17 protein-coding genes are annotated in these 21,426 nt (G+C 66.7%); 8 read left to right on the forward strand and 9 right to left on the reverse strand.

Features of this window, described 5'->3' with window-relative positions; translation table 11 throughout:
• Positions 1-3: 3 nt before the first annotated feature.
• Positions 4-1,167: a saccharopine dehydrogenase family protein gene (locus BGN95_RS01610; protein ID WP_286771422.1), complete on the reverse strand. Its 1,164-nt coding sequence runs from the start codon at positions 1,165-1,167 to the stop codon at positions 4-6.
• Positions 1,168-1,223: 56 nt separating this feature from the next.
• On the reverse strand, positions 1,224-3,017 hold the full coding sequence (locus BGN95_RS01615) for an ABC transporter transmembrane domain-containing protein (protein WP_286771423.1): 1,794 nt from the start codon (positions 3,015-3,017) through the stop codon (positions 1,224-1,226).
• Between the two features lie 368 nt (positions 3,018-3,385).
• Between BGN95_RS01615 and BGN95_RS01620 the strand changes: the two genes are divergently transcribed.
• The 3 genes from BGN95_RS01620 (at position 3,386) to BGN95_RS01630 (ending at position 6,648) form a co-directional block, all read left to right on the forward strand.
• Positions 3,386-4,603 (forward strand): polyhydroxyalkanoate depolymerase, encoded by a 1,218-nt coding sequence (locus tag BGN95_RS01620; RefSeq protein ID WP_265313655.1) that lies wholly within the window; start codon positions 3,386-3,388, stop codon positions 4,601-4,603.
• A gap of 331 nt (positions 4,604-4,934) precedes the next feature.
• The gene (locus BGN95_RS01625) at positions 4,935-6,143 is read left to right on the forward strand and encodes a methionine gamma-lyase (protein ID WP_286771424.1); all 1,209 of its coding nucleotides are present in this window, start codon (positions 4,935-4,937) and stop codon (positions 6,141-6,143) included.
• Between the two features lie 49 nt (positions 6,144-6,192).
• The gene (locus tag BGN95_RS01630; RefSeq protein WP_265268859.1) at positions 6,193-6,648 is read left to right on the forward strand and encodes an Lrp/AsnC family transcriptional regulator; all 456 of its coding nucleotides are present in this window, start codon (positions 6,193-6,195) and stop codon (positions 6,646-6,648) included.
• 127 nt (positions 6,649-6,775) lie between these two features.
• Here the strand turns inward: BGN95_RS01630 and BGN95_RS01635 are convergent, their stop codons facing one another.
• The 5 genes from BGN95_RS01635 to BGN95_RS01655 form a co-directional block, all read right to left on the reverse strand.
• Positions 6,776-7,537, reverse strand: coding sequence for an ABC transporter permease (locus tag BGN95_RS01635; protein ID WP_286771425.1), 762 nt, complete (start codon positions 7,535-7,537; stop codon positions 6,776-6,778).
• On the reverse strand, positions 7,534-8,466 hold the full coding sequence (locus BGN95_RS01640) for an ABC transporter ATP-binding protein (RefSeq protein ID WP_265313653.1): 933 nt from the start codon (positions 8,464-8,466) through the stop codon (positions 7,534-7,536). Before BGN95_RS01640 ends, BGN95_RS01635 begins: the two co-directional genes overlap by 4 nt.
• Positions 8,463-9,185 (reverse strand): DsbA family protein, encoded by a 723-nt coding sequence (locus BGN95_RS01645; RefSeq protein WP_265313652.1) that lies wholly within the window; start codon positions 9,183-9,185, stop codon positions 8,463-8,465. The genes BGN95_RS01640 and BGN95_RS01645 overlap by 4 nt, the downstream gene beginning before the upstream one ends.
• Positions 9,182-10,534, reverse strand: coding sequence for a M48 family metalloprotease (locus BGN95_RS01650; protein WP_179512094.1), 1,353 nt, complete (start codon positions 10,532-10,534; stop codon positions 9,182-9,184). Before BGN95_RS01650 ends, BGN95_RS01645 begins: the two co-directional genes overlap by 4 nt.
• Positions 10,535-10,778: 244 nt before the next feature.
• A complete protein-coding gene (locus tag BGN95_RS01655; protein WP_286771433.1) occupies positions 10,779-13,337 on the reverse strand; it encodes an Rne/Rng family ribonuclease in 2,559 nt (852 codons plus the stop codon).
• A gap of 472 nt (positions 13,338-13,809) precedes the next feature.
• Between BGN95_RS01655 and BGN95_RS01660 the strand changes: the two genes are divergently transcribed.
• The 4 genes from BGN95_RS01660 to BGN95_RS01675 all read left to right on the forward strand — a co-directional run bounded on the left by BGN95_RS01660 (position 13,810) and on the right by BGN95_RS01675 (position 19,642).
• Complete coding sequence (locus BGN95_RS01660; protein WP_502688231.1) at positions 13,810-15,033, forward strand: N-acetylmuramoyl-L-alanine amidase; 1,224 nt, start codon at positions 13,810-13,812, stop codon at positions 15,031-15,033.
• A 47-nt stretch (positions 15,034-15,080) separates the two neighbouring features.
• On the forward strand, positions 15,081-17,597 hold the full coding sequence (locus tag BGN95_RS01665) for a penicillin-binding protein 1A (protein WP_286771427.1): 2,517 nt from the start codon (positions 15,081-15,083) through the stop codon (positions 17,595-17,597).
• 123 nt (positions 17,598-17,720) lie between these two features.
• On the forward strand, positions 17,721-18,848 hold the full coding sequence (gene prfB / locus BGN95_RS01670) for a peptide chain release factor 2 (RefSeq protein ID WP_265268866.1): 1,128 nt from the start codon (positions 17,721-17,723) through the stop codon (positions 18,846-18,848).
• Positions 18,849-18,880: 32 nt separating this feature from the next.
• Entirely contained in the window at positions 18,881-19,642 is a 762-nt protein-coding gene (locus BGN95_RS01675; protein ID WP_286771434.1) for a class I SAM-dependent methyltransferase, read from the forward strand.
• Here the strand turns inward: BGN95_RS01675 and BGN95_RS01680 are convergent.
• Positions 19,565-19,927, reverse strand: a complete 363-nt coding sequence (locus BGN95_RS01680) for a JAB domain-containing protein (RefSeq protein ID WP_265268867.1) — start codon at positions 19,925-19,927, stop codon at positions 19,565-19,567. The genes BGN95_RS01675 and BGN95_RS01680 overlap by 78 nt on opposite strands.
• Before the next feature lie 116 nt (positions 19,928-20,043).
• Here BGN95_RS01680 and thyA point away from each other — a divergent pair, with 116 nt between their 5' ends.
• A complete protein-coding gene (gene thyA, locus BGN95_RS01685; protein ID WP_265268868.1) occupies positions 20,044-20,970 on the forward strand; it encodes a thymidylate synthase in 927 nt (308 codons plus the stop codon).
• A gap of 24 nt (positions 20,971-20,994) precedes the next feature.
• Here the strand turns inward: thyA and BGN95_RS01690 are convergent.
• Positions 20,995-21,426, reverse strand: a 432-nt coding sequence (locus BGN95_RS01690; protein WP_286771428.1) for a substrate binding domain-containing protein, incomplete at its 5' end; no start/stop codon positions are given.

Below are 21,426 nucleotides of genomic sequence, written 5' to 3' on the forward strand. Positions count from 1 at the left end.
GCGTCACCCCGCGGCGAAGGTCATCCCCGCCTTGGCGACCAGCCGTTTGACCAGCGCGTCGCCCATCAGCGCGCCCGGGGTCCAGATCCCGCCCGCACCCTTCACGTCCTCGACGAGGCAAAGCGCGCTTTCCGCGAGCATCTTGCTGGTCGAGCCGTAACCCGGATCGCGATCGCCGGTGACGACCGCGTCGACGCGCGCGCCGTCGGGCATCAGCCCGATGAACAGCACGTCATAATGCCCGCTGTCGCGCTCCTCTTTCGAGGGGCCTTCGCCGGGCTTGGGGCCTTTGTCGCCGGCGAGCGGGTTGATCTTGGCGAGCGCCTCGGCGGCCGCCTTGCCGACATCGCCGAGCCCGGCGACGATCATCTCGTCATAGACGAAATCGGCGCCATATTTCTGCCCGAGCAGGAAATTGGTGCGGTGGACGTTCTTGGTGTTGATCGGCGCCATGATGAACGGCGCGACCCAGGCGGCGATCGTCGAATCATATTCGGGGATCAGCCCGGTCGGCTGGTGCGGCCCGCTATGCCCCGGGGTCAGCGCGAACGGGCTGGTCAGCAGCGCGACGAGCGAGGGATCGCGCGCCGCTGCCGCCAGCGTTGCCTTGAGGCTCGCCGCGGTGCCGCCGGAGAATTTGCCCTTCATCGTGCGGACGCGGCATTTGACGCGCGGCGCGGGGCGGCCGAAGCGCTTGATCGCCGCCTCCTGCAAGGTCAGCACACCGAGATCGAACGGGATCGAATCGAACCCGCAGGAAAAGACGATCCGCGCGCCGCTCGCCTTGGCGGTCGCCTCGTGCGCGTCGATCATCTTGCGCATCCAGGCCGGCTCGCCGCACAGATCGACATAAGCGGTGCCCGTCGCCGCGCAGGCCGCGACGAGATCGCTGCCGTAAAGCTGATATGGCCCGACCGCCGAGATCACCACCGTCGCGCGCTCGGCCATCGCGGCGAGGCTGGCGGGATCGTCCGAATTGGCGGTGACCAGCGGCACGTCCGCCGCGATGCCCATTTCGTCGCGGACTTCCTGCAGCTTGCTCAGCGAGCGCCCCGCCATCGCCCATTTCGGCCCGGCGGTGCCATAGGCCTCCTGGAGATATTCCGCGACGAGCCGCCCCGTAAAACCGGTGGCGCCATAGACGATGACGTCGAATTCGCGGGCCATTGCTGCTCTCCCTTATGCCGTGCGGCACAGGTTAGAGCAGAAAGGTCGGGGCGGCGCTATGCCGCTTCGCTGAATTGCAGGCTGGCGAGCCGCGCATAGAGCCCGCCTTGCTTCATCAGCGCGGCATGGGTGCCCTCTTCGACGATCCGGCCGTCGTCCATCACCACGATCCGCCCCGCCGCGCGCACCGTCGCGAGCCGGTGCGCGATGACGAGCGTCGTGCGGTCGACCATCAGCCGCTCGAGCGCTTGTTGGACGAGCAATTCGCTCTCCGCATCGAGCGCGCTGGTCGCCTCGTCGAGCAGCAGGATCGGCGCATCGCGCAGCAAGGCGCGCGCGATCGCGACCCGCTGGCGCTGCCCGCCCGAGAGCCGTGCGCCGCCCTCGCCGAGATAGGTATCGAGCCCCTGCGGCAGCCCGCGGAGGAAGTCGGCGGCATTGGCGGCTTCGGCGGCGTCCCACAATTCGCTATCGTTGGCGTCCCAGCGGCCGTAGCGGAGGTTGTCGCGCGCCGAGGCGGCGAAAATCACCGTCTCCTGCGGCACCATCGCGATCCGCGAGCGAATCCCGGCGGGATCGGTCTCCCTGAGATCGATCCCGTCGATCAGCACCCGTCCATTGTCGGGATCGTAGAAACGCTGGATGAGCTGGAACAAGGTCGTCTTGCCCGCGCCCGACGGGCCGACCACCGCCACCGTCTCGCCCGGCGCGATCGACAGGCTGAAATCGTGCAGCGCCGCGGTTTCGCGGCGGGTCGGGTAACGGAATTCGACATGATCGAAGGTCACCGCGCCGCGCGGCGGGAGCGGCAGCAGTAAAGGCGCGGGGGGAGCAGCGATCTCGGGCTTTTCGGCGAGCAATTCGGCGAGGCGCCCGGCGGCGCCCGCGCCGCGCAGCAGCTCGCCGTAAACCTCGGTCAGCGCGCCGAACGCGCCGGCGACGATCCCGCCGGTCAGCACGAAGGCGGCGATCGACCCGCCCGAAATCCGCCCCGCGGCGACGTCGATCGCGCCTTCCCACAGGACGAGCGTGATCGAGCCGAAGATCAGCCCGATGACGATCGCGGTCATCACCGAGCGGAGCATGATGCGGCGGCGCGCGGCGGCCATCGTCGCCTCGACCGCGTCGGAGAAGCGGTGCGCTTCGCGCTCTTCCTGCCCGAACGCCTGGACGATCTTCATCGCGCCGAGCGTTTCAGTGGCCATCGCGCCGACATCGGCGATGCGATCCTGCGAGGTGCGCGAATAGCTGCGCACCCGCCGGCCGAGCAGCACGATCGGCAGGATCACCACCGGGATGCCGAGCAGCAGCAGCCCCGCCAGCTTCGGCGAGATCGCGAACAGATAGATCAGCCCGCCGATGCCGGTGAACAGGTTGCGCAGCGCGACCGAGACGGTCGATCCGACGACGCTTTCGATCTGCGCGGTATCGGCGGTGAGCCGCGAGGCGATTTCCGACGGGCGGTTTTCCTCGAAGAAGCGCGGGGTAAGCGTGAGCAGATGGCGCTGCACGCGGGTGCGGATATCCGCGACGACGCGCTCCCCGAGCCACGAGACGAAATAGAAGCGGATCGCGGTCGCGATAGCGAGCACCGCGACGATCATCAGCATATAATGGAAGGCGCTGGCGACATCGCCGTGCGCGCCGGGGCCGAAGCCGCGATCGATCACCCGCTTGAAGCTATAAGGGATCGCGATCGTCGCCAGCGAGGTGACGCTGAGCGCGCCGAGCGCCGCGGCGATCTGGCCGGGATAACGGCGCACATGATCCCAGACGAGCGCGAGGTTTCCCAGTTTCCGGTTGGACGGGGCAGGGGCGGCTTCGGCTGGGGCAGGGGCATCGCTGGACATGATGCAATGCGCCTAGCAGCGCCGCCCTCGCGGCTCAACGGCTGCGCCGATCGCATTCGTCCTACGCCTCCCTTTCCGCGTCTCCGCGCAGGCGGGGACCCAGAGCGACGGAACGGAACGCGGGCCACCTGGGGACTGGGTCCCCGCCTGCGCGGGGACGCGGGAAATTTCATCCGCACCACCCGGCGAAGGCCGGGGTCCAGTATCGGGCCGACCGTTGCCGGACCCCGGCCTTCGCCGGGTGGTGGGAAGGATGCAAGTCGCCCCGTTTTCACCCCGCAATTTCGCGATTGCAGCATTTGAAATTGTCATCTGGATGAAACACGCTACCTACTTCAGGTTCAAAGTGTCGGGAAACAGGATACCGAATGCTCTACGACGCCTATGAAATTCAGCGTTCGATGCTCGCCAGTGCCAGCGCATTGGCCAATTTTGGCGCGGGCATGCTCCAGAACCCGGCAAACCCATTCGCCTATTTCGGCGGCGGAACGGTCATGGCCTCCGCGCTCGAAGTGTTCGCTCATGCTGCGGCGCCGCGCGGCAAGCCGGCGTTCGGGCTCGATCGCACCACGGTCGACGGCCGCGAGGTCGAGGTGATCGAGGAGATCGTGCTGCAGAAGCCGTTCGGCCAGTTGAAGCGGTTCGCGCGCAAGGGCGTGAAGGGTGGGCCGAAGCTGCTGATCGTCGCGCCGATGTCGGGCCATTATGCCACGCTGCTGCGCGGCACGGTCGAGCGGATGCTGCCGACCTGCGACGTCTATATCACCGACTGGCGCGACGCGAAGCTCGTGCCGCTGGCCGAGGGCTTCTTCGACCTCGACGATTATATCGATTATCTGGTCGAGTTCATGGAGGCGATCGGGCCGGGCGGGCATATGCTCGCGGTGTGCCAGCCGTCGGTGCCGTGCTACGCCGCCGCCGCGCTGATGAGCGCGGATAAGAATCCGTGCCGTCCCAAGACGTTGACGATGATGGGCGGCCCGATCGACACCCGCGAGGCGCCGACCGCGGTCAACGAGCTCGCGACCCAGCGGCCGCATGCCTGGTTCCGCCAGAATGTCATCGCGACGGTGCCGGTGGTCTATCCGGGCGGCGGGCGGCGGGTCTATCCCGGCTTCCTCCAGCTCACCGGCTTCATGTCGATGAACCTCGGCAACCACATGATGAGCCATTGGGAGATGTTCAAACATCTCGTCCGCGGCGACGGCGAGAGCGCCGAGGCGACCAAGGATTTTTACGACGAATATCGCTCGGTGTGCGACATGACCGAGGAATTCTACCTCCAGACAATCGACGTGGTGTTCCAGGAGCACAAATTGCCGCGCGGGCTGATGACCCACCGCGGGCGCCCGATCGATCTGTCGGCGATCACCGATATCGGGTTGCTCGCGATCGAGGGCGAGCGCGACGATATCTCCGGCATCGGCCAGACCAAGGCCGCGCTGACGCTGGCGAAGAAGCTGCCGGCGGCGAAGAAGCGCTATCTGCTCGCCGAGGGCGTCGGGCATTATGGGATCTTCAACGGGTCGAAGTGGCGTAATCGCATCGCGCCCGTGGTTGAGGAATGGATCGCGGCGAACAGCTAGGCGCGCGCTGCGCGCCGGTCGCGCAGCGGAGCTGAGCGAAGCTGTCGCCCGGCTGGCGGGTCGGCATAGCCGAACCCGTCCGACGACGCGGCTTTGCCGCGGCGCCACGTTATCTTCCGTCATTCCCGCAAAGGCGGGAATCCATTCTGGCTGGCGGAGCGGTTCTTTCGCTGACCGGCGAGAATGGATTCCCGCCTTCGCGGGAATGACGGGGAGGGACGATATTGGCATCATCTGCCAAAATCGCCCGCAATAGCAGCCGACTTTGGCAGCACCTGCCCCGCATGCGCTGTTAGGTCTCCGGTGGCATCTCCACCGGAAGGACCAAATAGTGAGCGACCCCAAAGCGCCCGGTTTCATGACCCGCGCGATCCACCTGGGTTACAACCCCGCGGATAACGATTGGGCGCTCACCCCGCCGCTGCACCTCACCTCGACCTTCGCGTTCGAGGATGCCGATCACGGCGCCGCGATCTTCGCCGGCGAGCGTGCCGGCCACGCATATTCGCGGATTTCCAACCCCACGCTCGATCTGCTCGAACAGCGCTGCGCCTCGCTCGAAGGCGCCGAGGCGGGGCTGGCGCTCGCTTCGGGGATGGGGGCGATCACCGCGGTATTGTGGACGCTTGTCTCGCCCGGCGACGAGATCGTCATCGACAAGACGCTCTACGGCTGCACCTTCGCCTTCATGCGCCACGGGCTCGGCCGGTTCGGCATCCGCGTCACGCATGTCGACATGATGGATCTGGATGCGGTCGCGGCGGCGATCTCGGACAAGACGCGCGTGGTCTATTTCGAGACTCCGGCCAACCCCAATATGCGGCTGATCGATATCGCGGCGGTGGCACGGGTCGCCAAGGCGAAGGGCGCCAAGGTCGTCGTCGACAATACCTATGCCACCCCGGTGCTGACCCGCCCGATCGAGCACGGCGCGGATATCGTGGTGCATTCCGCGACCAAATATATGGGTGGCCACGGTGATCTGATCGGCGGCATCGCGGTCGGCTCGCGCGCGGATATCGCCGAAGTGCGCCTCGTCGGGATGAAGGACATGACCGGCGCGGTGATGGCGCCGTTCAACGCGATGCTGGTGCTGCGCGGACTCAAGACGCTCAAGCTCCGCGTCGAGCGGCATTGCGTCAACGCGCTGGCGGTGGCGCGGATGCTGGAGGCGCATCCGGCGGTGGAGGCGGTCCATTATCCCGGGCTCGAAAGCTTCGCGCAGCATGAGCTGGCGGCGCGCCAGATGCCGGGGTTCGGCGGGATGATCGCGTTCGAACTGGCCGGCGGCGCGGCCGCGGGGCGCGCGATGATGAACCGCCTGGCGCTGATCCAGCGCGCGGTATCGCTCGGCGATGCCGAGACGCTGATCCAGCATCCCGCCTCGATGACGCATTCGACCTACACCCCCGAGGAGCGCGCCGCTTACGGCATTTCCGAGGGGCTGATCCGGCTGTCGGTCGGGTTGGAGGATGTCGAGGATATCATCGCCGATCTCGATCGGGCGCTGGGCGGATCGGTGACCGCGCTCGCCGCCTGATCGCGCGCGCGCATTGACGAAACGCCCCGATCGTCGTGAAGGATCGTCGATGGATGCGAAAGACCGCCAGATTCTCGCCGCGCTGCAGGAAGACGGACGGCTGACCAATTTGGAGCTGTCCGAACGCGTCGCACTGTCACCGTCGCCGTGCCTGCGGCGGTTGCGCGCGCTCGAAAAGAGCGGGGTGATCCAAGGCTATACCGCGATCGTCGACGAACAGGCCTATGGCCTGCCGCTGACCGCCTTCGTCCGCATCCGGCTCGATCGGCATAGCGAGGAGGCGGTCGCGAGCTTCGAGGCGAGCATCGGCGGGATGGACAATATCCTCGATTGCTATGTGATGACCGGCGACGCCGATTATCTGCTGCGCGTGCTGGCGAAGGACCTCGCCGATTACGAGCATTTCGTCCGCTCGAAGCTCCACCGGCTGAAGCATATCGCGTCGATCGATACGAGCTTTGCCTACGGCGTGGTGAAGCGCTCGAACAATTTTCCGAAGATTTGAGCCTTGGCGCACGGAAGGACGGTGTCTCCCGTTCGCCCTGAGCTTGTCGAAGGGCTGCCCTTCTTGCGTGGAAGAAAAGTGCAGGGCTTCGACAAGCTCAGCCCGAACGGGGAGGGGCAGCTTGCCCCTAATGCTTGAGCCGCCACCCGGTGCGGAAGATCACCGTCACCGCGATCAGGCACGCCGCGAACAGCGCGAACGTCGCTGAAAGGCTCACCGCCACCGCGACGTCGCTGGTGCCGAAGAAGGTCCAGCGGAAGCCGTTGATGAGGTACACTACCGGGTTGAACAGCGTCACCGTCCGCCACGGCTCGGGCAGGATCATCACCGAATAGAAAGCGCCGCCCAAGAAGGTGAGGGGGGTGACGATCAGCAACGGGATCACCTGAAGCTGCTCGAACCCCTTGGCGAAAATCCCGATCACGAAACCGAACAGGCAGAAGGTGACACAGATCAGCACCAGATAGCCGATCATCGCGAACGGGTGGACGATCGTCAGATCGACGAACAGATGCGCGGTGGCAAGGATGATCAGCGCGATCACCAGCGACTTGGTCGCCGCCGCGCTGACATAGCCGAGCACCGTCTCGAACGGCGATAGCGGCGCCGAGAGCAGTTCGTAGATCGTCCCGGTGAACTTGGGCATGTAGATGCCGAAGCTGCCGTTCAAGATGCTCTCGGAGAAGATCGCGAGCAGCATCATCCCCGGCACGATGAACGCGCCATAGGGCACCCCCGAAACCTCGCGCATCTGCGACCCGATCGCCGAGCCGAACACGACGAAATAGAGCGAGGTGGTGATCACCGGCACCAGCAGGCTGGTCCAGAAGGTGCGGCCGAAGCGCGCCATCTCGAAGCGATAGATCGCCCAGATACCGTTGAGGTTCATGCCGTTTCCCTCACCAGATCGACGAAGATGTCCTCGAGGCTCGATCGCTTGGTTTCGAGATCGCTGAACGAAATGCCGCGATCCGATAGCGCGCGGAGCAACGAGGGGATGCCGGTATGCTCGGCCTGTGCATCGAACGTGTAGCGCAGGATCCGCCCGTCGGCCTCAAGCTCGAGATGCCATTGCTCCAGCCCCGCGGGCAGCGCGGCGAGCGGCTCGGCGAGCGTCAGCGCGAGCTGGCGGCGGCCGAGCTTCTTCATCAGCGCGTCCTTCTCCTCGACCAGCAGCAATTTGCCGCGGTTGATGACGCCGACGCGGTCGGCCATTTCCTCGGCCTCCTCGATATAATGCGTCGTCAGGATGATCGTCGCGCCATTGTCGCGCAGCCGGTGGACCAGTTTCCACATGTCGCGACGCAGCGCGACGTCGACCCCGGCGGTCGGCTCGTCGAGGAACAGAATCTGCGGCTCGTGCGCCAGCGCCTTGGCGATCAGCACGCGGCGCTTCATCCCGCCGGAAAGCTCCAGGATCCGCGACTTGCGTTTGTCCCACAGCGACAGGTCGCGCAATATCTGCTCGATATAGGCGGGGTTGGGGCCGTGCCCGAACAGCCGCCGCGAGAAGGTGACGGTGGCGAGCACGCTTTCGAACGAATCGGTCGAAAGCTCCTGCGGCACCAGCCCGATCGCGCGGCGCGCGGCCTTGTAGTCGCGCTGCGCGTCATGCCCCGCGACGGTGATCGTCCCGGCGGAGGGGGTGACGATGCCGCAGATGATGCTGATCAGCGTCGTCTTGCCCGCGCCGTTCGGCCCGAGCAACGCGAAGATCTCGCCCTTGCGGATCGAAAGGTCGACCGGCGACAGCGCGGTGACCCCGCCGGCATAGGTCTTGGTGACGCCCTCCAGGCGCAGGATCGTGTTTTCGCTCACGATTTTGCTGCCCGTGCAGCGGCGATCGCTTCCTGGAGGCGATCGAGCGGGAGCGCGCCCGATAGCACGCGATCGCCGACGATCCAGCTCGGGGTGCCGCGCATCCCGAGCTTGGCGGTGAGCGCGAGGTTATTGCGGATCTCGTCGTCGGTGTCGGACGGCCGCTTGGAAAGGTCGACCCCGGCGGTGCGCGCGGCGGCGGCGATCGTCTGGTCGCTCACCGGCCCGGCGGCGTAGAGCGCGTCGTGGAACGGCTTGAACTTGCCCTGCGACGCGGCGGTCAGCGCGGCGCGCGCGGCGGCGATGCTGCTCTCCGCCAGCACCGGCATCTCGCGGAACACGATGCGCAATTTGGGATCGGCCTGCACCAATTTGTCGAGCGTCGGCAGGCTCGCGCGGCAATAGCCGCAATTGTAATCGTAGAATTCGACCAGCGTCACATCGCCGTTGGGATTGCCCATATAGGCATTGCCATAGGGCGTCTCGATCGCCGAGCGCTGCGCGGCGATCACCTTGCCGTTCTCGCGGTCGGCGAGCCGCTGCATCGCCTCCGGGATGATATCGGGGTTGGCGAGGATGTAATCATGCACCGCGCGATCGACGCGCGCGCGATCCGCCCCGCTCAGCTCGCCGGGCGCGACGCGCTCGGCAAGCCATGTTCCGCCCGCGCCGAAAGCTGCGCCGAGCAGCACCAGCCCCACCAATAAAGTCCGATTCATCTGCGCTTATACTTCTTCGGATTGTCGTCCATGTCGTTCTGCGCCGTCATCGCGATATCCTGCGCGCGAATCCAGTCCGGCGTGTTCTTCGGGATGCCGGCCATCGCCGCGCGCGCGCTATAGGCGGCGGTGCGGCTGTCGCCGTTCATGCTCGCCCGCTCGGCGGTGGCGAGCATCGCGCGCGGCTCGTCGCCGGTCAGCTCGTAGACCGTACCGAGCTGGAGCCAGGCGAAGGGATTTTCGGTGTCGCGCGCCACCGCGGTACGCAGCACCTTGATCGCCTCCGGGTAATTGGCCTTGTTCTCGGTCGCGATCAGCGCGTGGCCGAAGGTCGTGGCGATCAGCGGGTTGCTGCGCGACAGCTCGGTCGCCTCGCGCAGCGGCGCGAGCGCTTCGGCCGGCTTGCCGGCTTCGAGCAGGATCTGCCCCTTCACCTCGAGGAAATAGGGGTCGTGCGGCGCGGCCTTGACCAGCGCATCGGCCTCAGCATCGGCTTTGTCGGGATAGCCGCCCTTATGATAGGCATAAGCGCGCGCATAATGCGCATAGACGCTCTGGTCGCTCAGCGGATAGGTGTTGAGCGTTTGCGTCGGCGTGCCGACATAGCCGATCAGCTTGGCCTTCACGCGCAGGAAACGCTCCTGCAGCGCCGGGTCCGCCGGCTTGTTATAGGCCGGCGAAGCGGTGATGTCGGCGGTCATCGTCTGGATGCGCTCGCCCGACAAGGGGTGGGTCTGCATGAACGGATCGATCTTGCCGACCCCGTAGCGATATTCCTGCTGCTGCAAGATCTTGAAGAAAGACAGCATGCCTTTGCCGGTGATCCCGGCGGCGTTGAGATATTTGACCGCGCTGGCGTCCGCGGTCGATTCCTGGGTGCGGCTGAAGGCGAGGAACTTGCCCATCGCCGCCTGCTGCCCGGCGGCCATCACGCCCATCCCGGCCTCGCCCGCGCCCGCAGCGGTCGCGGCCAGCCCCAGCACCATCGAGAGCAGATAGATCGCCATCGCCGGCCTCGTCCCGGCATCGGCGTTGACGATATGGCCGTCGGCGATGTGGCCCAGCTCGTGCGCGATCACGCCCTGCACCTGATTGGCGTTATCCGCCGCCTGGATCAGCCCGCTATGGATATAGACGACCTGCCCGCCGACGACGAAGGCGTTGATCGAATCGTCGTTGATCAGCGCGAACTGCACGTCGCGCGGGTTGAGCCCGGCCGCTTTCACCAGCGGCGCGGACATGTCCTTGAACAGCGCCTCGGTCTCGGCGTCGCGCAGCAGCGACTGCGCATGCGCGGGCTGCGCCCAGATCAGGATCGCGGTGAGCGCGGCGGCGAGCGTCTTCTTCATCAGATGACCGCCTCGACCGTCACCCCGGCCGCCGCTGTGCTCCCGCGCGGGCGGAAGCACAGGCTGGGTCCCCGCCCGCGCGGGGACACAAGGAGGCGCGCGCTATCGCGCAAACACTTTACGGAACAGGCAAAAGCCCTGCGCGTCATCACGTCTTTCCTGCGCATGGCCCGAACGGGGCGGTGGTGGCCGGATTTCTGCGCGGTTCGCGATGAACCGCCGCTGAAACCCGGCCACGCACGGCTCAGGCGCCGAACGTCCGCTGCCACCAGCCGCGACGCGGGCCGCCGGCGGGTGCGTCGTTCGCCGCTTCGGGTGCCGCTTCCTCCTCGGCCGCGCCATTGGCGTTGGCGGCCTCGGCGGCGACGGGCGTTTCCGCCGTATCGGCCTTCTTGCGGCGCGTGCGCTTCGGCTTGGCCGGCGCTTCGGCCGCTTCGGCCGGCGCGGCTTCGGGGGCCGGGGCGGCCTCGGGCGCAGCCGCGTCCGCCTTCTTGCGACGCGGTGCGCGCTTCGGCTTCGGTGCGGCTTCCGCCGCCGCCGCTTCGGCCGGTGCCGGGACTTCGATCACCGGCGCTTCGGCCGCGGGCGCCTCGGCGACCGTTTCGGCCTTGGCACGGGCACGCGGGCGGCGGCGCGTCTTGGGCGCTACCTCGGCGAGCACTTCGGCCGGCTCCTCGGCGACGGGCTCGGCAGCCGGCGCTTCCTCGACGGTTTCGACCGCCGTTTCAACCGGTGCCTCGGCACCGCCGCGGTTGCGACCGCGCCGGCCGCGCCGGTTGCGCCGACGCACACCTTCGCGTTCGCCTTCCTCTTCGGCGTGCGCCTCGGGCTGTGCAACGACCTCGGCTTCGGCCTCCTCGGCCTCGGCGTCGGCATGTTCGCCACCCTCATGCGCCTCGCCATTCTCCGGCCGCCCGCGACCGCGCCGGCCGCGACGGCGACGGCGGCGACGCCCGCCTTCGCGATCGCCGTCCTCGCGCGGCTGACTCGCGTGACGCTCCTCGGCGACTTCCTCTTCCTCAGCCTCCTCGGCTTCGTACTCCTCGGGGAAATCTTCCTCGATTTCCTCGACCGGGGCGGCGAACTTCGGCGCATAGGCCGGCGGCGGGCCCGAGGCCTCGACCGACATGCGCGCGCCTTCCTGCTCACCGTCGGGCAGGATCTCGACGCGCACGCCGTAGCGATCCTCGATCTCGGCGATGTCGCCGCGCTTGCGGTTGAGCACGTAGAAAGCGGCTTCCTGGCTGGCGCGCAGCGTCAGCAGCGAGCCGCGCCCGCGCGCCGCTTCATCCTCCAGCAGCCGCAGCGCGGAAAGGCCGGCCGACGACGCGGTGCGGACGAGCCCGGTGCCCTCGCAATGCGGGCAGGCGCGGGTCGATGCCTCGAGCACCCCGGTGCGCAGCCGCTGGCGGCTCATTTCCATCAGCCCGAACGAGGAGATGCGGCCGACCTGGATGCGCGCGCGATCGTTCTTGAGCGCCTCCTTCATCGCCTTCTCGACCTTCCGGACATTGGAATTATTGTCCATGTCGATGAAGTCGATCACGACCAGCCCGGCCATGTCGCGCAGGCGGAGCTGGCGGGCGATCTCGTGTGCCGCTTCCAGATTGGTCGCGGTCGCGGTCTGCTCGATATTGTGCTCGCGGGTCGACCGGCCCGAGTTGATGTCGATCGACACCAGCGCCTCGGTCGGGTTGATCACCAGATAGCCGCCCGACTTAAGCTGCACCACCGGATGATACATCGCGGCGAGCTGATCCTCGACATGGCTGCGCTGGAACAGGGGAATCGGATCGCTGTAATGCTTCACGCGGCGCGCGTGGCTCGGCATCAGCAGCTTCATGAAGTCCTTCGCCTGGCGATAGCCTTCGTCGCCTTCGACGATCACTTCGTCGATATCCTTGTTATAGATATCGCGGATCGCGCGCTTGATCAGGTCGCTGTCGCCATAGATCAGCGCCGGCGCGGAGGAGGCGAGCGTCTGCTCGCGGATCCCGTCCCACAGCCGCGCGAGATAATCGAAGTCGCGCTTGATCTCGGTCTTGGTGCGCTGGAGCCCGGCGGTGCGGACGATGCAACCCATTGACGGCGGCAGCTTGAGCTCCGCCATGATCGACTTCAGGCGCTTGCGGTCGCCGGTGTTGCTGATCTTCCGCGAGATGCCGCCGCCGTGCGAGGTGTTGGGCATCAGCACGCAATAACGCCCGGCGAGGCTGAGATAGGTGGTCAGCGCCGCGCCCTTATTGCCGCGCTCTTCCTTCACCACCTGGACCAGCAGCACCTGGCGGCGATGGATCACGTCCTGGATCTTGTAGCGGCGGCGCAGGTTCATGCGGCGCTGGCGCAGCGCCTCGACCTGATCGTCGTTGACGGTCGAGCGGGCGGGGCGCGCCTCGCCATCCATGTCCTCGGCGACGTCGGGGTCCATTCCGCCATCGTCCTCGAAACGCTCGATATCCTCTTCGGACGGCTCGTCCGCCTCCTCGGCGGCTTCCTGCTCGGCGCGCAGCTTGGCTTCCTCGGCGGCATGCTCCGCCTCTTCACGCAGCAGCGCGTCGCGATCCTCCTTGGGGATCTGATAATAATCCGGGTGGATTTCGGAAAAGGCGAGGAAGCCGTGGCGATTGCCGCCGTAATCGACGAACGCCGCCTGCAGCGACGGCTCGACGCGCGTCACCTTGGCGAGATAGATGTTCCCCTTGAGCTGCTTGCGCTCAGCGCTCTCGAAATCAAATTCCTCGATCCGGTTTCCCTTGACGACGGCGACCCGGGTTTCCTCCCGGTGGCGTGCGTCGATCAGCATACGCATGGTCATTATATGGTCTCCGCGCACGCGTGCCGCCGGGCGGCGCCGTCGTGCGATAATCTGGCAATGGCGGGGCGCTGCGCCCGGCCACGCGAATTGTTGGTAAAATCGCCTTCGCTCGTGCCGCACGCCGGGGCGCCTCGCCCCGGAACAGGCCCGAACCCGCGCCGCCGGCGAAAGCCGGGCGGTTCAGCGGTGGGAAAAGATGCGGCATTCGAACGTCAACCTGAAAGCCCGGCCCCGCAAAATGCGAACCGAGCGGTGGGCCGGAGGTAAAGGCACGAATACGACGTGCCTGTCCGGTCGAGATGGGGATTAGCACCGGACTTGTCATGCATCAACTAGCTCAAATCCGCTCATTCCGCCGCAAAAAGCTCGTTGCCCCGTCAAGCTTCTGTTAACCGACCTCGGGCCAGCGTGGAAAAGCGTCGCGATAAGGCGCGTGTAAGGGGTAAAGGGCGGTTTCTCGATGGCGGGGCGGTGGGCCAGAGCGATAGGGCGGTGGCGATGCGTGTCCGCATTGCTCGTGTCCGTCGCGTTCGCGGCCCCGGCGCAAGCCACCACCGTCCAGCGCGTCGAGATCGACGGCGGCCGCGTGCTGATCCATTTCGATGCCGCGGTGGAGCAGGCATCGAGCTTCGTCCTCGATGGCCCGCGCCGCATCGCGATCGATATCGACGGCGCGCGTCCCGGCCCGTCGCTGCCGGGCGAGGGCGTGGTCAGCGCGATCCGGCAGGGCTGGCGTGGCAGCGACGGGGCGCGAGTGGTGCTCGATCTCGATCGTCCGATGCTGGTGTCGGGCGGCGGGTTCGAGGATGAGGGGCGCACATTGGCGCTGATCCTCGCGCCGACCGATGCGCGCCATTTCGCCGCGGCGATCGATCAGCGGCCGCTGAGCTTCCAGCCGTTCGGCTTCGGCGCGGAGCGCGTCGCGAGCTACAGGGTTTCGGCCCCCGTTCCCCCGGCGCGGCGCGCACCGCTGCCGCATGCGGAAGGGGAAGCGGATCGCCCGCTGGTGGTGATCGACGCCGGGCACGGCGGCCCCGATCCCGGCGCGATCAATCCCAAGACCGGGCTGCGCGAAAAGGATGTGACGCTCAAGATCGCCAAGGCGATCCGTGACGCGCTGGTCGCCAGCGGCCGCGTGCGCGTCGCGCTGACGCGGAGCGACGATCGCTATCTCGTGCTGCGCGAGCGCTTCGGCATTGCGCGACGGATGCGCGCCGATCTGTTCATCTCGATCCATTGCGACAGCGTGGGGGCGGGCGACGCCACCGGCGCGACCGCCTATACCTTGTCTGAGGTTGCCTCCGACAAGGAAGCCGCGCGGCTCGCGGCGCGCGAAAACAAGTCGGATATCATCGCCGGGGTCGATCTCGATCAGAACCCCGATGTCTCGACGATCCTGATCGATCTCACCCAGCGCGAGACGATGAACGCCTCGGCGGGGTTCGCGCGGCTCCTGGGGCGCGAGGCGGCGCCCTTGATGCCGACCAAGGCGAAATTCCACCGCATGGCCTCGCTGATGGTGCTGAAGGCGCCGGACATGCCCTCGATCCTGTTCGAAACCGGCTATATCTCCAACCCCAAGGACGCCGCCTTCCTCGACAGCAAGGCCGGGCGCGCCAAGATTGCCGAGAGCGTCAGGCGCGCGGTGCAAATCTATTTCGCGCGGCGGATCGCGGCGAAATAATGCCGGGTTCCCCCGCCCGGCAATCCTGCTAAATACCCCCCAAGCGTATGGCGTCTTCTCCCCCTGAACCCGAAACGACCCTCAAGCTGCGCCGCGATGCCGGCCATTGGCGGCGGTCGCTGCGTGAGGCGTGGGCGAAGCGCTGGGTCAAGATCGGCGCGGCGGTCGCGGTGCTGGCGGCGATCGCTTATGGGGTGTTCTGGTTCGCGATCGCACGCGATCTGCCGTCGGTCGATCAGCTGCGCACCTATGAGCCGCCGCTGCCGACCAACGTGCGCGGCGGCGACGGCACGCCGATCTATTCCTATGCGCGCGAACGCCGTGTCGAACTGTCGTTCGCCGAATATCCGCCACAGCTGATCCACGCTTTCCTGTCTGCGGAGGACAAGACCTTCTTCGAGCATCACGGCGTCGATTACCCCGGGCTTGCCGGCGCGGTAGTCGATTATGTGTCGAAGATGGGATCGGGCCGGCGCGCCAAGGGCGGGTCGACGATCACCCAGCAGGTCGCGAAGAACCTGCTGATCGGCAATGCTTATTCCCCGACGCGCAAGATGCGCGAGGCGGTGCTGGCGTGGCGTATCGAGGATTCGCTGAGCAAGCAGCAGATCCTCGAACTCTATCTCAACCAGATCTTCCTCGGGCGGAACGCTTATGGCGTCGAAGCGGCGAGCCACGCCTATTTCGACAAGGAGCTGACCGAGCTCAGCCTGCCGCAGATGGCCTATCTCGCCATATTGCCCAAGGGGCCGTCGAACTACGATCCGTTCCGCGACACCGATCGCGCAATCGCCCGCCGCAACTGGGTGCTCGGCGAGATGGAGAAGAACGGCTACATCACCGCCGCGCAAAGAGACGAAGCCCGCGCCGCGCCGATCGGCGCGATCATCCGCCGCACGCCGAAGTTCGAGCAGGTCGGCGGCTATTTCGTCGAGGAAGTCCGTCGCCAGCTGATCGGCAAATATGGCGAGACCGCGCGCGACGGGCCCAACAGCGTCTATTCGGGCGGCCTGTGGGTGCGCACCTCGCTCGATCCCAAGCTTCAGGCCTATGCTGCGCAGGCGCTGCGCGACGGGCTGGTGCGCTACGATCGCGGGCGTGGCTGGAACGGCCCGCTGCGGCATGTCGATTTCGAGGGCGATAGCTGGCTTGGGGCGCTCGCCAACACCAATATCAGCATCGATTACAACGACTGGCGCGCCGCAATCGCGATCGCGCGTGAGGGCGATGCGTGGCAGATCGGCTTCGCCAACGGCCAGACCGGATCGATGCCGCGCGATCTGGCGCAGATGCCGGTGCGCGGCAAGGGTGGCACCGCCTTCGCCGCGATTAAGCCGGGCGACATCATCGCGGTCGCGCCGCAGGGCGGGCAGTTCGCGTTGCGCGCGGTGCCCAAGGTCTCGGGCGGGTTCGTCGTGCAGGAGCCGGCGACCGGCCGCATCCTTGCGATGCAGGGCGGGTTCGATGCCTCGATCCAGTCGTTCAACCGCGCGACCCAGGCGATGCGTCAGCCGGGGTCGACGATCAAGCCGATCGTCTATTCCGCCGCGCTCGAACACGGCATGACCCCGGCGTCGATCATCGTCGACGGGCCGTTCTGCGTCTATCAGGGCGCGCGGCTGGGGCAGAAATGCTTCCGCAACTTCGGCAACAGCCGCGGCGCCGGCCCGCACACGATGCGCTGGGGCATCGAGCAATCGCGCAACCTGATGACGGTGCGCGCCGCCGCGCAAACCGGGATGACCAATGTCGTCGGGCTGATGAAGGCGATGAACATCGGCGATTACCAGCCCTATCTCTCCTATGCGCTCGGCGCGGGCGAGACGACGGTGATGCGGATGGTCAATGCCTATGGCGTGCTTGCCAATCAGGGCCGCTGGCATTCGCCGACGTTGGTCGATTTCGTCCAGGACCGTCACGGCAAGGTGATCTGGCCGGAGAATTGGCGCGCCTGCGATCGCTGCAACATGCCCGATTGGGACGGCAAGCCAATGCCGCGCCCCGGGCTGCGCGGGCGGCAGGTGGTCGATGCGATGACCGCCTATCAGATGATCCACATCACCGAGGGCGTGATCCAGCGCGGCACCGCGACCGTGCTGCGCGATCTCGATCGCCCGATGTTCGGCAAGACCGGCACCAATTCGGGGCCGACCGACGTGTGGTTCATCGGCGGCACCCCGCAAATGGTCGGTGGGCTCTATATGGGCTATGACGCGCCGACCAGCCTCGGCGGCTATGCCCAGGGCGGCACGATGGCCGCGCCGATCTTCAAGGAATTCGCAGTCAAGGCGTTCGACGGACTGGAGAAACTGCCGTTCCGTGCGCCCCAGGGAATCCGCATGGTGCGCGTCGACCGCGCCTCGGGCCGTCCGGTGTTCGGCGCCTGGCCGGCCTTCGGCGAATATACCCCGGCGGTGATCTGGGAAGCGTTCAAGCCGCAGAGCGAGGCGCGCCGCGCACCGCGCCGGCCGGAAGCGGCGCCGACCGCCACCGCAACCAATGCCGCGCCGCGCGCACAGCCCGGCGATAGCGACTTCTTGCAGCGGCAGGGGGGGATTTACTAAATCCCGCCGGCTTGAATTGAGACGTCATCCCGGCGAAGGCGGGGATTTCCCGGTTATCAGGCGAACAGCTTGTCCCGCGAGATTCCGGCCGTCGCCGGAATGACGAGATTTGGAGAATGAACGATGCGCGCCGAAGCGCAGGCCCATGTCGAGACGATCAACGAGGCGCTGGCGCTGTTGCGCCGCTTCCTCGATTGGGATCGCGCGCTCCGCCGGCTCGACGAGCTCAACGCGCGGGTCGAGGACCCGACGTTGTGGGAAAATCCCAAACAGGCGCAGGAAGTGATGCGCGAGCGTCGCCGGCTCGACGAGGCGATCACCGCGACCCGTGCGATCGAGCGCGAACTCGCCGACACCAGCGAACTGATCGAGCTCGCGGAAGCCGAGGGCGACGAGGATCTCGCGGTCGAGGGGACGCAAGCGCTCGCCCAGCTCGCCGAGCGTGCGCAGCAGGACAAGGTGAAGGCGCTGCTCGCCGGTGAGGCTGACAGCAACGACACCTATCTGGAGATCAACGCCGGCGCCGGCGGCACCGAGAGCCAGGACTGGGCGGAGATGCTCCAGCGCATGTACACGCGCTGGGCCGAACGCCGCGGCTATAAGGTCGAACTGGTCGATTATCACGCCGGCGAGCAGGCCGGGATCAAATCCGCGACGTTGCTGGTCAAGGGCGAGAATGCCTATGGCTATGCCAAGGTCGAGAGCGGGGTCCACCGGCTGGTGCGGATTTCGCCCTATGACAGCTCGGCGCGGCGCCACACCAGCTTCTCGTCGGTGTGGGTCTATCCGGTGATCGACGATTCGATCGACATCGAGATCAACGACAGCGAGCTGCGCATCGACACCTATCGCGCGTCGGGCGCGGGCGGGCAGCATATCAACACGACCGATTCGGCGGTGCGCATCACCCACCTGCCGACCGGGATCGTCGTCGCCTGCCAGAACCAGCGCAGCCAGCACAAGAACCGCGCCGAGGCGTATAACCAGCTCCGCGCGCGGCTTTACGAGCATGAGCTGCGCAAGCGCGAGGAAGAGGCCAATGCGGTCAACGCCACCAAGACCGATATCGGCTGGGGGCACCAGATCCGTTCCTATGTGCTCCAGCCCTATCAACTGGTGAAGGATCTGCGCACCGGCACCACCTCCACCTCGCCGAGCGACGTGCTCGACGGCGATCTCGACGACTTCATGGCCGCCGCGCTGTCGCAGCGCGTGACCGGCGAGACGGTCGACGTGGAGGATGTCGATTGAGGCTGGGCGCGGCCCTGATTGCTCTGGCGGCGATGCTGGGCGGTTGCGACGGGTCGCAGCCGCTGATCCGGCATGACGACAAGGGTGAGCCCGGGCCGTTTCCCGCCGCGGATCGCCCGGTGGCGCATATCGTCTCGTCGCGCTGGTCGAACGAGGAGGCGCGCGACCGGCTCAACGAAGCGACGATAGTGATGGACCGCGCCAAGATCAGGCCCGGCATGACCGTCGCCGATATCGGTGCGGGCGAGGGTTATTACACGATTCGTCTCGCGCAACGCGTCGGCAAGGACGGGCGTGTGCTCGCCGAGGATATCATGCCGGCGGTGCGCGATGCGCTGGCCGAGCGCGTTGCGCGCGAGCGGCTCGATAATGTGAGCGTGCGGCTCGGCGTGCCGGCCGATCCCAAGCTGCCCGATGCCAGCTTCGATCGGATCTTCATGGTGCATATGTATCATGAGATCGAGCAGCCCTATGAATTCCTGTGGCGGATGCGCCCCTCGCTGCGTCCCGAGGGGCTGGTGGTGGTGGTCGACGCCAACCGTCTCGTTGTCGATCACGGCACGCCGCCGGCGCTGCTGCGCTGCGAATTCGCCGCGGTCGGCTATCAACTCGTCGGGATGGAGAACATGCCGTCGGCGGGCGGCTATTTCGCGACCTTCAAGGCGGTCGGGCCGCGCCCGGCACCGGGCGCGATCAAGCCGTGCCGGCTGCGGCCGTCACAACAGTCCACGGGCGCGCAGGCTGACAATGGCGCCGCCCCCAAGCACCAGATGGTCGACGAGCCGAATCCCTAAGGCATTGAACACCGTGACGACGAGGCGCGTGACCGTCAGGTCGTTGCGGCTCGGTTCGGCGTGGCCCGACGGGTGATTGTGCGCCATCGCAACCAGTTTCGCGTCGAACGAAAGCGCGTCGCGCACCACCGTGCGAATGGGTACGTCGATGCAGAGCGTATCGCCCGACCGAATATGGCGCAGCCCCAGCACGCGCCCGGCCGAATCGAGATAGGCGAAGGCGACAATCTCAACCGTAGCGGATGCGATTGGTGCGAACAGGCCGGCCAGATGGGCGAAATTCATCGTGCGAGCTAACGGCTGGGCACCGGGTTAACCACTATTATCATCCGTTTCGGATCGATCTTTCTCTTCCGCTCATCGCCCTTGTGCGACCGACATGTGCCTGTCACTGCTGCGGCATGAGCGATGCGCATTTCGAGGACCAATATCTCCGGCTGTTGCGCGAGGTGTGGGAACGGGGCGACGAACGCCGCGACCGCACCGGGGTGGGGACGCGATCCTTGTTCGGCCCGACGCTGCGCTTCGATCTCAGCGACGACCGCGTGCCCTTGCTGACCACCAAACGCGTCGCGTGGAAGACCGCGGCGCGCGAGATGCTATGGTTCCTCACCGGCGACACCAATATCCGCGAATTGGTGCGGCAGAAGGTGCATATCTGGACCGACTGGCCGCTCGATCGCTATCGCCGCGCGACCGGCGAGACGATCGATCGCGACGCGTTCGAGGCGCGCATCCTCGCCGACCCGGATTTCGCCGCGCAATGGGGCGATCTCGGCCCGGTCTACGGCAAGCAATGGGTCAATTGGGATACGTATGAACCGGCGGGCGAGGGGCTGTTTCGCCTGGGCAAGCCGGTCAACCAGATCGCCGAACTGGTCGAGATGATCCGGCATAACCCCACGTCGCGCCGCTTGCTGTTCACCGGCTGGAATGTCGCCGAGCTCGGCGGGATGGCGCTGCCGCCGTGCCACATGACCTATCAATATCATGTCGCCGGCGGGCGGCTTTCGGGGATGCTGTGGCAGCGCTCGTGCGACCTCGGGCTGGGTTTCGCGTTCAACGCCTTTTCGGCGGCGATGCTGCTGCGGATGCTCGCGCAGCAATGCGATCTCGCGCCTGGCGAATTGGTGTGGAGCGCGGGCGACGCGCATATCTATCTCAACCACGCGCATCTGGTGGAGGAGACGCTGGCGCGCACCCCGCGCAGCGAGCCGCGGCTGCATATCGCGCGGCGGCCCGCGTCGATCTTCGACTATGCGATCGAGGATTTCGCGGTGACCGATTACGATCCGCACCCGCATATCGCGGCGCCGGTGGCGGTCTGAATTAGCCTCCGAACGGGGAGAGTTTTAAAACCTCGTATCCGCCAGCGTCTCGCGCAGGAATGCGATGAACGCCGTCACCGCCGGCAGCACCGCCGGCGCGCGCGGGTGGACCGCGTAGATCCCGACGTCCGTCGATCCCTCCCAGTCGGGCAATATGCGGACGAGATCGCCGCGCGCCAGCGTCTCGCCGACATCCCATAACGAGCGTAGCGCGATTCCCACCCCGGTCAGCGCGAGTTCGCGGACGATCTCGCTCGAATTGGTGATGACTGCGCTCGGCTGCTCGATCGTCGCGCGGCGTGTCCCGCTCACCAGCCGCCAGGGCATTTGGCCGGTCGCGGCGAGCAGGCGGTGGTCGCTCAATTGCGCGATCGTCTCCGGCGCATCGTGCCGCGCAAGATAGGCGGGCGCGGCGCACAGCAGCCGCCGGCTGGTGCCGAGCCGGTGCGCGACAAG

This window comes from Sphingomonas sp. 66-10, assembly GCF_001897045.1.
GTDB classification, from domain to species: Bacteria; Pseudomonadota; Alphaproteobacteria; order Sphingomonadales; family Sphingomonadaceae; genus Sphingomonas; species Sphingomonas lycopersici.